At 61.0% G+C, this 12,946-nt stretch carries 11 protein-coding genes; 8 read left to right on the top strand and 3 right to left on the bottom strand.

The genetic code is table 11. The features are described from left to right. The first annotated feature begins 192 nt into the window (after positions 1–192). The 5 genes from ACWKWM_RS15785 to leuD all read left to right on the top strand — a co-directional run bounded on the left by ACWKWM_RS15785 (position 193) and on the right by leuD (position 6,419). Positions 193–1,014 (top strand): aldo/keto reductase, encoded by an 822-nt coding sequence (locus ACWKWM_RS15785; protein WP_483847030.1) that lies wholly within the window; start codon positions 193–195, stop codon positions 1,012–1,014. A 209-nt stretch (positions 1,015–1,223) separates the two neighbouring features. Next, entirely contained in the window at positions 1,224–2,240 is a 1,017-nt protein-coding gene (locus ACWKWM_RS15780; protein WP_483847029.1) for a transporter, read from the top strand. Positions 2,241–2,579: 339 nt separating this feature from the next. Then, on the top strand, positions 2,580–4,109 hold the full coding sequence (locus ACWKWM_RS15775; RefSeq protein WP_483847131.1) for an inorganic phosphate transporter: 1,530 nt from the start codon (positions 2,580–2,582) through the stop codon (positions 4,107–4,109). A 278-nt stretch (positions 4,110–4,387) separates the two neighbouring features. Continuing rightward, on the top strand, positions 4,388–5,809 hold the full coding sequence (gene leuC, locus ACWKWM_RS15770; protein WP_483847028.1) for a 3-isopropylmalate dehydratase large subunit: 1,422 nt from the start codon (positions 4,388–4,390) through the stop codon (positions 5,807–5,809). A 1-nt stretch (position 5,810) separates the two neighbouring features. Beyond that, entirely contained in the window at positions 5,811–6,419 is a 609-nt protein-coding gene (gene leuD, locus ACWKWM_RS15765) for a 3-isopropylmalate dehydratase small subunit (RefSeq protein ID WP_483847027.1), read from the top strand. Between the two features lie 198 nt (positions 6,420–6,617). Here leuD and ACWKWM_RS15760 read toward each other — a convergent pair whose 3' ends face one another. Beyond that, positions 6,618–7,532, bottom strand: a complete 915-nt coding sequence (locus ACWKWM_RS15760; RefSeq protein WP_483847026.1) for a LysR substrate-binding domain-containing protein — start codon at positions 7,530–7,532, stop codon at positions 6,618–6,620. Positions 7,533–7,750: 218 nt separating this feature from the next. On the opposite strand from ACWKWM_RS15760, the gene ssuD reads away from it, so the two are divergent. Together ssuD and ACWKWM_RS15750 are read left to right on the top strand one after the other, a co-directional pair. Then, positions 7,751–8,887 carry an FMNH2-dependent alkanesulfonate monooxygenase gene (gene ssuD, locus ACWKWM_RS15755; protein WP_483847025.1) on the top strand — a complete coding sequence of 379 codons (1,137 nt, stop codon included), beginning with the start codon at positions 7,751–7,753 and terminating at the stop codon, positions 8,885–8,887. A 152-nt stretch (positions 8,888–9,039) separates the two neighbouring features. Beyond that, on the top strand, positions 9,040–10,140 hold the full coding sequence (locus ACWKWM_RS15750) for a sigma-54 interaction domain-containing protein (RefSeq protein ID WP_483847024.1): 1,101 nt from the start codon (positions 9,040–9,042) through the stop codon (positions 10,138–10,140). Between the two features lie 258 nt (positions 10,141–10,398). On the opposite strand, the gene ACWKWM_RS15745 is transcribed toward ACWKWM_RS15750, so the two are convergent. After that, positions 10,399–10,734, bottom strand: coding sequence for an antibiotic biosynthesis monooxygenase (locus tag ACWKWM_RS15745; RefSeq protein ID WP_483847023.1), 336 nt, complete (start codon positions 10,732–10,734; stop codon positions 10,399–10,401). A gap of 204 nt (positions 10,735–10,938) precedes the next feature. On the opposite strand from ACWKWM_RS15745, the gene soxR reads away from it, so the two are divergent. Beyond that, positions 10,939–11,400 (top strand): redox-sensitive transcriptional activator SoxR, encoded by a 462-nt coding sequence (gene soxR, locus ACWKWM_RS15740; RefSeq protein WP_483847022.1) that lies wholly within the window; start codon positions 10,939–10,941, stop codon positions 11,398–11,400. Between the two features lie 2 nt (positions 11,401–11,402). Here soxR and ACWKWM_RS15735 read toward each other — a convergent pair whose 3' ends face one another. Further along, the gene (locus ACWKWM_RS15735; protein WP_483847021.1) at positions 11,403–12,815 is read right to left on the bottom strand and encodes an FAD/NAD(P)-binding protein; all 1,413 of its coding nucleotides are present in this window, start codon (positions 12,813–12,815) and stop codon (positions 11,403–11,405) included. Between the last annotated feature and the right edge of the window lie 131 nt (positions 12,816–12,946).

The following is a 12,946-nucleotide window of genomic DNA, read 5'->3' as shown; positions in this document are numbered from 1 at the left end:
TCAACCGATGAAGATTCGCCGGATGTACTGGCCCCTTCGCGGACAGGTCCGCTCCCACATTGGATCTGCGACCCGCCTTGGGCTTTTACTCGCCGCTTGAAGCTTGCAACCTGCAGCTGCCCCCATCCAATTGAACCCCCACGCCCATCCGCTGCCAGACTTCTCATCACCCCTCATTTTGCAGGAGCCACCATGCGCACCCTCGAACTGGCAGATAAAACCGTCCCCGTCATTGGCCAGGGCACCTGGCACATGGGCGAGGACCGGCAGCAGCGCGAGGCCGAAGTGTCGGCGCTGAAACTGGGCATCGAGCGTGGCATGACGCTGATCGACACCGCCGAGATGTATGGCGAAGGCGGCGCTGAAGAGGTCGTCGGCCAAGCCATCGCCGGTCAGCGCGACAAGGTGGTGCTGGTGAGCAAGGTCTACCCGCACAACGCCAGCCGTAAAGGCATCCCCGAAGCCTGCGAGCGCAGCCTCAAGCGCATGAAGACCGATTTCATCGATCTCTATTTGCTGCACTGGCCCGGCCAATACCCGCTGGAAGAAACCGTCGAAGCCTTCGAGCGACTGCGTGAAGCGGGCAAGATTGGCCGTTGGGGTGTGTCCAATTTCGACGTGTCGGACATGCTCGAACTGAACGCTGCGGCCTGCGCCACCAATCAAGTGCTGTACAACCCCGAAGAGCGCGGCATCGAGTACGACCTGTTGCCGTGGATGCAAAACGTCGACATGCCACTCATGGCCTACTGCCCGATTGGTCAGGCCGGGCATCTGCTGCGTAACCCTGCCCTGTTGGAAGTCGCCGAACGCCACGATGCAACGCCCGCCCAGATCAGTTTGGCGTGGGTGCTGCGTCAGGATGGAGTTATTGCGATTCCCAAGGCGGTAAGTCCCGAGCACATTGCCCTGAATATCGCCGCTGCGCAGATCGAGCTGAGCATTGATGATGAGCTGCTGATAGACCGGGCGTGGCCAGCGCCCCATCGCAAGCAGCGGTTGTCGATGGTGTAACCCGATTTTGTAGGAGCGAACTTGTTCGCGAGACATTGCACCTGACACACCGCCGTGGGTGTCTCGCCAACAAGTTGGCTCCCACAGGGCACCGTTCGACCTCCCCCGCTATTTAGAAACAAACCGTCACATAACTGTCAAAACCGCTTGCGATGATGCCGATTTCGATCCTGCCCCGGATCGGCACCCCTCCCCGCCAGCGAGCCTCCATGAACCCAAGCATTGCCCATCATCAGGACTCCGACCTGTTCGGACTGCTTTATGCGTTCCGCTTCCGGCCCGATGAGCCGGGGCGAGAAATTGCTTCAACGCTTGCGCTGGAATGCCTGCACCGCGACGCCCCTTCGGACGAGTTCGTCTGGCTACACCTGAACCTCGCCCACGCCGGTTGCGAACGCTGGCTCAAAACCAACCTTGAACTGCCCGACGAGTTCTTCGAAGCCCTGCACGAAGGCTCGCGCTCGACCCGTATCGAACACGTCGACTCAGCCCTCTTGGCGGTAGTCAACGATGTGGTATTCGACTTCAACCGCGTTTCCACCGACATCGCCACCTTATGGGTGTGCCTGCGCAGCGGCGTGATGATCACCGCGCGCCACCATCCGTTGCGCTCGGTGGACAAATTGCGATCGTCGGTCAAGCACGGCGAGCTGTTTCGCTCGCCGCTGGAATTGCTTGCACACTTGCTACGTGATCAAAGCGAGGTGCTGTCGCAGTTCATGCGTAAGACCAGCATCAGCGTCGACAAGATCGAAGACCAGTTGCTGTCCCAGCGCCTGAGCAATAACCGCTCGGAACTGGGCGCCATGCGTCGGGTGTTGGTGCGCCTGCAACGCCTGCTGGCGCTGGAGCCCGGTTCGCTGATGCGCCTGCTGCACAAACCGCCAAGCTGGTTGCTGGAGGAGGATCTGCAGGAGCTGCGCCAGGCCACCGAGGAGTCGGCACTGGTGATCAGCGACCTCACGGCCCTGGGCGAGCGCATCAAGCTGCTGCAGGAAGAAATCGCCGCCAACCTGAACGAGCAAAGCAGCCGCACGCTGTTTACCCTGACCGTAGTAACGGTGCTGGCGCTGCCGATCAACATCGTCGCCGGCTTTTTCGGCATGAACGTGGGCGGCATTCCATTGGCCAGCGATCCCCATGGCTTTTGGGTGCTGGTGGCGTTGGTCGCGACGTTTACGTTTGTTGCCGGACGCTGGGCGTTCAGGAAACGTGGCGATTACTGAACGCACACGCCGCCGGACCCGTGGGAGCGGACCTGTCCGCGAATGCAATGGGTCGACCGATGAAGATTTGCCGGATGTAATGGCCCCTTCGCGGACAGGTCCGCTCCCACGGAAATTGCGTCAATTCGGGCAGAATCGGGAGCCATTTGTCCAAAAAACCCAACAAACACGGGCTTTCGTGACCCACGTCGCATTCTTGTCACATTTTGAAATGATCATGGTCACCATTCCATCACAACAGGATTGTGCATCATGGCGACCCCATCACTGGCTTCGGGCTCTGCCGCTGGCGGCTCCGGGCTGAGTTCTCAATTCGGGCGCAAGCCCGGCGTACTGACGATGGTGATTTTCTTTGCCGTTCTGGGCATGGGGCTGCTGTTCACCGCTTATAGCTTGAAACAGGACGTCGACGACATGGGCGTGGTCATTCTGACCTGGACCCCCTTCCTGTTGCTCGGCGTGGCGTTGTTGATCGCCTTGGGCTTTGAGTTCGTCAACGGTTTCCACGACACCGCCAACGCAGTGGCGACGGTGATCTACACCCACTCCCTGCCGCCGAACTTCGCCGTGGCCTGGTCGGGGATGTTCAACTTTCTGGGGGTGTTGTTCTCAAGCGGCGCGGTAGCCTTCGGCATCATCGCCCTGCTGCCAGTGGAGTTGATCCTGCAGGTCGGCTCGTCGGCTGGGTTTGCGATGATCTTCGCCCTGCTGATTGCTGCGATCATCTGGAACCTCGGCACTTGGGCGCTGGGCTTGCCGGCTTCGTCGTCCCACACGCTGATCGGCTCGATCATCGGCGTCGGTGTCGCCAACGCGCTGATGCACGGCCGCGACGGCACCAGCGGCGTGGACTGGGCGCAGGCCACTAAAGTCGGTTACTCGCTGCTGTTGTCACCGCTGGTGGGCTTTGTCTGCGCCGCGCTGTTACTGTTGGCGATGCGCCTTTTCATCAAGAACCGCGCCCTGTACAAGGCGCCGGAAGGCAACGCGCCACCGCCGATCTGGATTCGCGGCCTGTTGATCCTGACCTGCACCGGCGTGTCGTTCGCCCACGGTTCAAACGATGGCCAGAAAGGCATGGGCCTGATCATGTTGATTCTGGTGGGCACCCTGCCGATGGCCTACGCGCTGAACCGCACAATGCCAGCGGATCAGTCATTGCAGTTCGCAGCTGTGGCCGAAGTCACCCAACAAGCGTTGAGTCGCAACTCGGCTCAGCCAGCGCCAGCGGACCCACGCCTGACGTTGTCCGAGTATGTGCGGGACAAGAAAGCCACCCCGGATCTGGTCCCGGCACTGGCCGTGATGACCGGCAAGATCGGCATTCAGGTCGGCAGCTATGGCTCGCTCTCTAAGGTTCCAGCCGAAGCCGTGGCCAACGTGCGTAACGACATGTACCTGACGTCCGAAACCATTCGCCTGATGGACAAGGACAAGATCGGCAACTTCGACGCCGACACCCAAGCCAAGGTGACGCAGTTCAAGCAACAGATCGACAGCGCCACGCGGTTCATCCCGTTGTGGGTGAAGATAGCGGTCGCCATCGCGCTGGGCCTGGGAACGATGGTCGGCTGGAAGCGCATCGTCATCACCGTCGGCGAGAAGATCGGCAAGACCCACATGACTTACGCTCAGGGCGCGTCGGCTGAACTGGTGGCGATGCTCACGATTGGCGCGGCGGACATGTACGGCTTGCCGGTGTCGACCACCCACGTGTTGTCGTCCGGCGTGGCGGGCAGCATGACTGCCAACGGTTCCGGCCTGCAGATGCGCACCCTGCGCAATCTGGCACTGGCGTGGGTCCTGACCTTGCCGGCAGCGATTGTGTTGTCGGGCAGTTTGTACTGGTTGTTTACCAAGATGTTCTGAAGGGCGGCATATTGAAAAAACGGGCGCTCAGGCGCCCGTTTTTGCGCGTGGGATCCGCCTTTTCTGTAGGAGCCAACTTGTTGGCGAGACGATTGACCTGGGTATCGAGGTGCAACGTCTCGCGAACAAGTTCGCTCCTACAGAAGATTGGCGCCAATCCCATCAAACACGATCCATGTCCCCTGCCCTCACCTTCCTGCCATTGATGGCAACACGCGCGCGCTTAAGATGTTCACTGCCGCCTGAATGGCTGTGACCTCTTTACCGTGAGCGCCACCATGACTCGAACAAGAACCCTCTACGACAAGCACATCGATTCGCACACCGTGTGCACGCTCGACGATCAAGGCCACGTCTTGCTCTACATCGATCGCCAGGTGATTAACGAATACACCAGCCCGCAAGCCTTCAGCGGCTTGCGTGAAGCGGGCCGCGATGTCTGGCGACCGGAAACGGCGCTGGCCGTTGTCGATCACGTCAACCCCACCGCGCCGCAACGGGTTGCCGCCATGGCCGATGCAGGCGGCGCGTTGCAGGTCTCGTATCTGGCGGACAACTGCGAGAAATTCGGCATTGAGCTGTTCGATGTCCTCGACAAGCGCCAGGGCATCGAGCACGTTATCGCGCCTGAGCAAGGCTTCATTCTGCCGGGCATGGTGATCGCCGCCGGCGACAGCCACACCACCACTTACGGCGCCCTGGGCGCTTTCGGCTTTGGCATAGGCACCTCGGAAATCGAACACCTGCTGGCCTCGCAGACGCTGGTCTACAAACGCCTGAAGAGCATGCGCGTCACAGTGGAGGGCGAGCTGACTACGGGCCTCACCTCCAAAGACGTGATCATGGCGCTGATCGGCAAAATCGGTGCCTCGGGCGCCACCGGTTACGCGATTGAATTCACCGGTTCCACCATTGCCGCGTTGAGCGTGGAAGCGCGCATGACCATCTGCAACATGGCCGTTGAAGCCGGCGCTCGGGGTGCGTTCATGGCACCGGACGAAAAAGTGTTTGCTTACCTAAAGGACAAACCCCGCGCGCCGAAAGGCCAATTATGGGAACGCGCCGTCGCCAGTTGGCGGCAGTTACACAGCGACCCAGGCGCTGTGTTCGACCGAGAGGTCCAACTCGAAGCGCACGATCTGCAACCGATGGTCACTTGGGGCACCAGCCCGGATCAGGCTGCCGCGATTGGCGCCAGCGTGCCTGACCCGGATGCCATCGCCGACCCGATCCTGCGTCAGGACATGCGCCGCGCCCTGACTTACATGGGCCTGCAAGCCGGCATGCCGCTCAGCGACATCGTCATCAGCCACGCATTTATCGGCTCGTGCACCAACGCGCGGATCGAGGATTTGCGCGATGCCGCCAAAGTGGTGGATGGCAAACATGTCGCCGCGCATGTGCGGGCAATGATCGTCCCCGGCTCCACTGCCGTGCGAGATCAGGCCGAAGCCGAAGGGCTGGCGACGATTTTCCGCGACGCCGGATTCGAATGGCGGCAGTCGGGCTGCTCCATGTGCCTGGCAATGAATGACGACGTGCTTGCCCCCGGCGACCGTTGTGCGTCCAGCACCAACCGTAATTTCGAGGGCCGCCAGGGCGCTGGGGCGCGCACCCATTTGATGAGCCCGGCGATGGTCGCCGCAGCCGCCATCACTGGCCGATTGACCGACGTTCGCCACCTGCAAGGGAGTCTCTGACATGCAGCCTTTTACCCACGTCAGCGGCAAAGCCGCACCGATGCTCGCAGCCAACATCGACACCGACGTGATCATGCCCAAGCAGTTTCTCAAGGGCATCGATCGCGCCGGGCTTGATCGCGGGCTGTTTTTCGACCTGCGCTTTTTACCCAACGCCGAGCCCAACCCGGACTTCATCCTCAACCAGCCCGGCTGGCAGGGGTCGACGTTCATGGTGGTCGGGCCGAATTTCGGCTGCGGTTCCAGCCGCGAACATGCCGTGTGGGGGCTCAAGCAAATGGGCATTCGCGCTTTAATCGGCAGCAGTTTCGCCGGGATTTTCTACGACAATTGTCAGCGCAATGGCGTGTTGGTCATCACGCTGGACGAAGCGCAGATTCAGGAACTGGGGCGGGTGGTCAGTCAGGCCGAGACCGCGCAGATCGATGTGGATTTGCAGCAGCAACAGATTCGCCTGCTGGATGGCAGCGTAATCCCGTTTCAGATCGACGAACTGCGCAAAGACGCCCTGTTGCTGGGGCTGGATGCGATTGGCAGCACCTTGCAGCGCAGCGAGCAGATCCGCGCGTTCGAGCAGCGGCACCTGGCGCAGAATCCGTGGTTGGGGTGATGCCGCAAAGGGAATCTGCTTCTGCCGAAGGCGTAGGAGCTTGGCTTGCCAGCGATCGGCCGGGAACCGGTCGTAGAATTATCGACCTCCATTCGCATGACACGCCGAGATGAATCGATTTGCTGCCGGTGCCCGGCAGATCGTCAGCAAGCTGGACTCCTAGGGCCTGCGGCCAGAAGCCCAGTAAGGCGGCCGGCGTTACAACGACAACCCCTGAAAATGGGTCTGCAAAAACTCGACGCACACGCGCAATTTCCCGGAGTTGGCCAGACGCGTCGGGTATACCGCCCAGACGTTGGCGCTTTCGGTGTAGTCCGGCAGCACTTGCACCAGCAGGCCCTGATCCAGAAACGGCTTCACGTCCCACAATGAGCGCTGCAACACCCCGCGCCCATCTAGCCCCCATTGCAGAACGATCTCGCCGCTGTTGGACGACAACGCCCCGCTGACCCGCACGCTTTCCCGAATGCCGTCCCGCTCGACATGCCAGATGCCGAACGCGTTGTCGCGTTCCTTGATCACCAGGCAATCGTGCTGCTCCAGATCCGTCAGCTCTTGCGGGACACCGCGCCGTTCAAGGTAGGAAGGCGCCGCGCACAGCACCCGACGGTTGCTCACCAGCTGTCGGCCGATGTGCTGGCCGGGAATGTCGTCGCCAACGCGGATCTCCAGATCGAAGCCTTCGCTGACGATGTCCACCACCCGGTCGAACAGGTCCAGGCGGATTTCCAGATCGGGGTGTTGTTCGGCCAGTTGCGAGATTGCCGGCGCCACATGATTGCGGCCGAAGCCGAACGAGCTGCAGATGTGCAGACGACCTCGCGGCGCCGAATGGGCGTCCGACAACTCGTCGTGCAGCAACTGGAAATCCTCAAGAATCCGCACCGCCCAACGCTGCACCCGTTCGCCGTCTTCGGTCAGCGCAACCCGCCGGCTGGTGCGGTGCAACAGGCGCGTGGCGAGGGTGCTTTCGAGGATTTGAATACGCTTGCTGACGTAAGCCGGCGACAGCCCCAACTCTTCGGCAGCGGCGGCAAAACCGGCCTTGCGGATCACCGTCAGGAACACCCGCAGGTCTTCGGGCAGCGGCGCTACTTCTTTTTTTGAGGTCATGCAGATGTTCAGAACCCTGTAAGAGCGAATTTATTCGCGAGAAGCCGCACCTTATATGCCTCATTTATCGCCTCGCCAACAAGTTGGCTCCTACAGAAACAATGACATATCTCCAAACGATCTAAAAATATGGAATTCAGTTCTTTTACGGAATAAATCTCAGCCTCTATAAATAGCGCACTTATACACAGCCACCGATTCTGCTCGAAGGATGTCTCATGGATGTTTTCTGGTTTCTACCGACACACGGCGACGGCCACTTTCTGGGTACCACCAAGGGCGCGCGCCCGGTTACGTTGAATTACCTGAAACAAGTGGCCCAGGCTGCCGACAGCCTCGGTTACCACGGCGTGTTGATTCCGACCGGACGTTCGTGCGAAGACTCCTGGGTGATCGCTTCGGCGTTGGTGCCGCTGACCGAGCGCCTGCGTTATCTGGTGGCGATCCGTCCGGGGATTATTTCTCCGACCGTGTCGGCGCGCATGGCAGCCACGCTGGATCGCTTGTCGGGCGGGCGCTTGCTGATCAACGTCGTGACCGGGGGCGATCCTGACGAAAACCGTGGCGATGGCAGCTTCCTCGATCACGCAGAACGCTACGAAGTCACCGATGAATTCCTGAAAATCTGGCGTCGCGTGCTGCAAGGCGAGGCCGTGGATTTCGAAGGCAAGCACTTGCGCGTGCAAAACGCCAAGGCGCTGTATCCGCCGATCCAGAAGCCCTACCCGCCGCTGTATTTCGGCGGCTCTTCCGAGGCTGCTCACGAACTGGCTGCCGAGCAGGTTGATGTCTACCTGACTTGGGGCGAGCCACCTGCCGCTGTGGCAGAAAAGCTGGCGGACATCCGCGAGCGCGCAGCACGCAATGGTCGCACAGTGAAGTTCGGGATTCGTCTGCATGTGATCGTGCGTGAAACTAGCGAAGAAGCCTGGAAAGCCGCAAGCACACTGATCGAGCACATCAGCGACGAAACCATCGCCGCTGCTCAAAAATCTTTTGCCCGTTTCGATTCCGAAGGCCAGCGTCGTATGGCCGCGCTGCACGACGGGCGCCGCGACAACCTGGAAATCGCGCCAAACCTATGGGCCGGCGTCGGTCTGGTACGTGGCGGTGCGGGCACGGCGCTGGTGGGCAATCCCGAAGAGGTCGCCGCGCGGATCAAGGAATACGCAGACCTGGGCATCGAGAGCTTTATTTTCTCGGGCTATCCGCACCTGGAAGAAGCCTATCGCTTCGCTGAACTGGTGTTCCCGCTGCTGCCCGAGCCGTATCGCAGCCTGGCAGGCGGTGGCCTTACCAACCTGACCGGCCCATTCGGCGAAATGATCGCCAACGATTTGCCGCCGCAGAAGTAAACCCGGAGCCGACCAGCCCTGTGGGAGCGGACCTGTCCGCGAAGAGGCCAGTACATTCGACGCGACATTAGCGCCTGAAATACTGCATTCGCGGACAGGTCCGCTCCCACTGGTGGTGACGCCCACAATCTTCAGTTCAAAAGTGATCTCCCATGCAGCTACTGACTTTACCGCCCTCGCCCGCGCTGGCGACTTCGATTCGCGCCACCGCGCAGGTGTTCGAAGACCCGAAATCACAAGCGCTGCTGGCCCATGTGCAGCAGGTTGCGCCCAGCGAAGCCAGCGTGCTGATCATCGGCGAAACCGGGACCGGCAAAGAGTTGATCGCGCGCCATATTCACAACCTCAGCGCCCGTCGTCATCGCCCGTTCGTGGCGGTCAACTGCGGCGCGTTTTCCGAGTCTTTGGTGGAAGCCGAACTGTTCGGTCATGAGAAAGGTGCGTTTACAGGCGCGCTGACAGCCAAGGCCGGCTGGTTCGAAGAGGCCAATGGCGGCACGCTGTTTCTCGACGAGATCGGCGATCTGCCCATGGCGATTCAGGTCAAGCTGCTGCGCGTGTTGCAAGAGCGCGAAGTGGTGCGGCTTGGATCACGCAAAAGCACGCCTATCGATGTTCGGGTGCTGGCCGCCACCAACGTGCAACTGGAGCGCGCAATCAACGCCGGACATTTTCGCGAAGACCTGTTTTACCGGCTGAACGTGGTCAATTTGGAGCTGCATACGCTGCGTGAGCGCCCGGGTGACATCATGCCGCTGACCCGGCACTTTATTGGTGTCTACAGCCAGCGCATGGGTTACGGCCCGATCCGCATCAGCCCGGAAGCCGAACACAAGCTCAAGACGTACAGTTGGCCTGGCAACATTCGCGAGCTGGAAAACGTCATTCACCACACGCTGTTGATCTGCCGCGACGGCGTGATTCAGCGTGACGATCTGCGCCTGTCCAACCTTCGTATCGAGCGTCAGGACGAAGCCGCGCAGGTCGATGATTCAACCCAGGCCTTGCTGGAGCGCGCGTTTCAAAGACTGTTCGAAGAACAGGCTGGCGCCCTTCATGAAAAAGTCGAGGACGCCTTGCTGCGCGCTGCCTACCGTTTCAGCCATTACAACCAGGTGCACACGGCGGGCCTGCTGGGCCTGAGTCGCAACGTTACCCGCGCACGCCTGATCAAGATCGGTGAACTGGCCGTCAACAAACGCAGGCCCGGCGAGCAGTTGCAGGGCGACCGCATGGTGCAGTTGTCGGTTTGAGGACTGTGAGAGTCACGATTCCTCTGGATTCTGGCCGCAGGCCGTAGGAGCCTTGCTTGCAGGCGATCTGCCGGGCACCGGGACCAGTCGCTACATCTTTATCGCCTCAAGCACCGCTTTCGCGAACAGGTTCGCTCCCACAATGGATCTGAGGGGATGCGGGCTTTCGACCTGACTCAAAACCTGTGGGAGCGGACCTGTCCGCGAAGAGGTCGATGCAGACTTGAGGACGTGGATTGCCCGACACAGAATTGCAAGCTACCGACGCCCAACCGTCTGGCTCATCATCTGATACGCATTGAACGTCAGCGCCGTGGCCCGGTGCTGGCGGATCAAGGTCCAGAAATCCTGCTCCCCCTGCTCGGCATTCTCAAACGCCCGCTCGCAGTCCTCCTTTGAATCCCACAGTACGTGGCTGAGGACCCGCTGCTGATCTTCGCTGACCTGCACACTGGCGCTGATAAAGCCGGGATAGGTCCGAGTGAAGCGCTCGGTTCGGTCAATCAACGCACTGACCAGGCCAGGCTGATGACGTGCATCCACCACAAACTCGACGAACTGACTGAAAGGACGATTACGGTCTGGCGACGTCATGAACGTTCTCCACTGATGGCCTTCTCGGGCAAAGGAAGCGGGCAAAAGAACCGCGCAACAGAATGCTGTCTTGCGCAATGTCGCGAACTACGTTTCTTGCGTTGCATCATCAATAACGCACTCAGTTGCGATCAGGTGCTGCGCAGGGTAAAACCTCCACCTAACTAGAGGTCAAGCGTCAATCTTGAACGGACGAGATCACCCATGGGCAAGGCCGATTCACCCAACATCCTGCGAGAACTGACCGTCGGCCAAGTGGCCGCGCGCAGTGGCGTCGCAATCACCGCGCTGCGATTCTATGAAGCCCGAGGCCTGATCAGCAGCCAGCGCAACAGTGGCAATCAACGGCGTTACAAGCGCGACGTGCTGCGCCGTGTGGCCTTGATCAAGACCGCACAAAAGCTGGGCATCCCTTTGGCGAGCATTCAGACCGCCTTTGAAACGCTGCCTCAAGACCGAACGCCTGCCATGGAAGACTGGAATCGGCTTTCCCTAAGCTGGAAGGCCGATCTGGATGAACGGATCGACCGCTTGACCGCCCTGCGCGATCAACTCTCGGGCTGCATCGGCTGCGGCTGCCTGTCGATGGACGCCTGCCCGCTGCGCAATAATGGCGACGCGTTGGGCGAGGACGGCGCCGGCCCGCGCTTACTCGACCAGGACTGAGGTTAGACGCTGACCAACGTGCCCGCCAACAACTTGGCCTGCAACGCCACATCGGTGACGGCCGTGCTTTCCCACCACATGCCACGCAGGGGTGGGCCCATGGCGAACAACCGCTGGGACACCACGCCGTTCGCATCTATAACCGCACCGCTTGGGTCTGCGGCAATCCCCAGCGCCAACGGACCGGGCTGTATCAGCCCTCGCGCCAACAACTGCCGAGGCAATGCCCGGTCGACGCGGCGCCAGTCATATTGAATGCCGGTGGAGTTGATCAACGCAGCGCCGTCGATCAGGGTCGGCTCGGAATCACCACGGCGGCGCACACGAATGCGCACCTGAGCGGGCTCGGCAGGCTCGACGCCCAGTAACGAAGCGGCATGAATCGTCAATCTCCCCTCTTCAACCAATCGCGCCAGCAGCTTGCCGCTGGGCGGCGGCGAACGGTGGTGATGACTCTCCCACCATGGCCGCACGTGCCGTACGAACTGTCGACGCTGCAGGTCAGTCGCCTGACTCCACAGCCTGGGAATATGCACCCGCACCGTGTCCAGCGGCGCCTGCCAGTCGATGCCTTGAGCGACGGCCTGCGCGCATTGTGCTCGCAAGGCACGCACCAGTTGCCGGGTGCTACGCAGGCTGTGGTCCTCACCCAGAAAGTCCGGCCACGCGGGCGGCTGCCTGCGCACATGGGGCAACAGGCCGTGGCGGGAAAACACGTCAATCGGCCCGCGATGCCCGGCCTCTTCAAGCGAAACCACTGCGTCGACCATGGTCAGGCCGGAGCCGATTATCAGCACTCGCCCCTGAGGGTCGAGTTGGCGCATAGCGTTGACATCCCAAGGGTCGACGGCGGCAGCGTTGAGTTCGTTGGAGTCACGCTGCGGCGTGCGGGCGGCCGCGAACATGCCAGTGGCCAGCACCGCCTTGGCGCCGCGTAACAGCTTGCCATCGGCCAAGGTGATCGACACACCCCGATCGTCTGTCACCAGATCCACGACCTCACCGCACACGTGTTCCACTGTCGAGCCATTTACTTCGCCCGCCACCTGAGCCTCAGCCAGACGCTGCTGCACGTACAAACCAAAAATGCCACGCGGGGGAAACAGCTCAGGGATCGGGACGTGCTGTTCGTCGGACTCAGGCCAGCCCCCTGCGGCGATAAAGTCGGTCAGCCATTGGGTCAGGTCATCTGCATTGTCGGGATCGACGCCCATGCGTGCGGCATTGCCATTGAGCGTGTGGCCCAGTTCGGTGGCGCTGTAGGCTTCGCCGCGCCCGAGTTCGCGGCGAGACTCGATGATGAGGATGCGGCGCTGGCCGGGCAGGCGCAGCAGTTGCACGGCCAGCATCGTGCCGCTCAGGCCACCGCCGACGATCAGGATGTCAGCGGCGGGTCGATGGTTTTCAGCAGTCATTGATTATCGCCTTGGGTGCTTTCTGGAAAGTGGCGCGGCTGTTTGAGTAGGGTGAGCGTAGGTCGGGTTTCAAACAAGACGTTAGTACGGCCACTTCGGTACGAAGATGCAGATGTGACGACTGTGCACGG

It is taken from the genome of Pseudomonas rosaeacicularis (assembly GCF_057128745.1).
Note: the sequence above shows the minus strand (reverse complement) of the source record. Positions and strands in the feature narration are given on the sequence as shown.

Coding starts and splice junctions, on each gene's coding strand:
- ACWKWM_RS15785 (WP_483847030.1), top strand. CDS start 193: ATGCGCACCCTCGAACTGGCAGATAAAACCGTCCCCGTCATTGGCCAG.
- ACWKWM_RS15780 (WP_483847029.1), top strand. CDS start 1,224: ATGAACCCAAGCATTGCCCATCATCAGGACTCCGACCTGTTCGGACTG.
- ACWKWM_RS15775 (WP_483847131.1), top strand. CDS start 2,580: ATGGTGATTTTCTTTGCCGTTCTGGGCATGGGGCTGCTGTTCACCGCT.
- leuC (WP_483847028.1), top strand. CDS start 4,388: ATGACTCGAACAAGAACCCTCTACGACAAGCACATCGATTCGCACACC.
- leuD (WP_483847027.1), top strand. CDS start 5,811: ATGCAGCCTTTTACCCACGTCAGCGGCAAAGCCGCACCGATGCTCGCA.
- ACWKWM_RS15760 (WP_483847026.1), bottom strand. CDS start 7,532: ATGACCTCAAAAAAAGAAGTAGCGCCGCTGCCCGAAGACCTGCGGGTG.
- ssuD (WP_483847025.1), top strand. CDS start 7,751: ATGGATGTTTTCTGGTTTCTACCGACACACGGCGACGGCCACTTTCTG.
- ACWKWM_RS15750 (WP_483847024.1), top strand. CDS start 9,040: ATGCAGCTACTGACTTTACCGCCCTCGCCCGCGCTGGCGACTTCGATT.
- ACWKWM_RS15745 (WP_483847023.1), bottom strand. CDS start 10,734: ATGACGTCGCCAGACCGTAATCGTCCTTTCAGTCAGTTCGTCGAGTTT.
- soxR (WP_483847022.1), top strand. CDS start 10,939: ATGGGCAAGGCCGATTCACCCAACATCCTGCGAGAACTGACCGTCGGC.
- ACWKWM_RS15735 (WP_483847021.1), bottom strand. CDS start 12,815: ATGACTGCTGAAAACCATCGACCCGCCGCTGACATCCTGATCGTCGGC.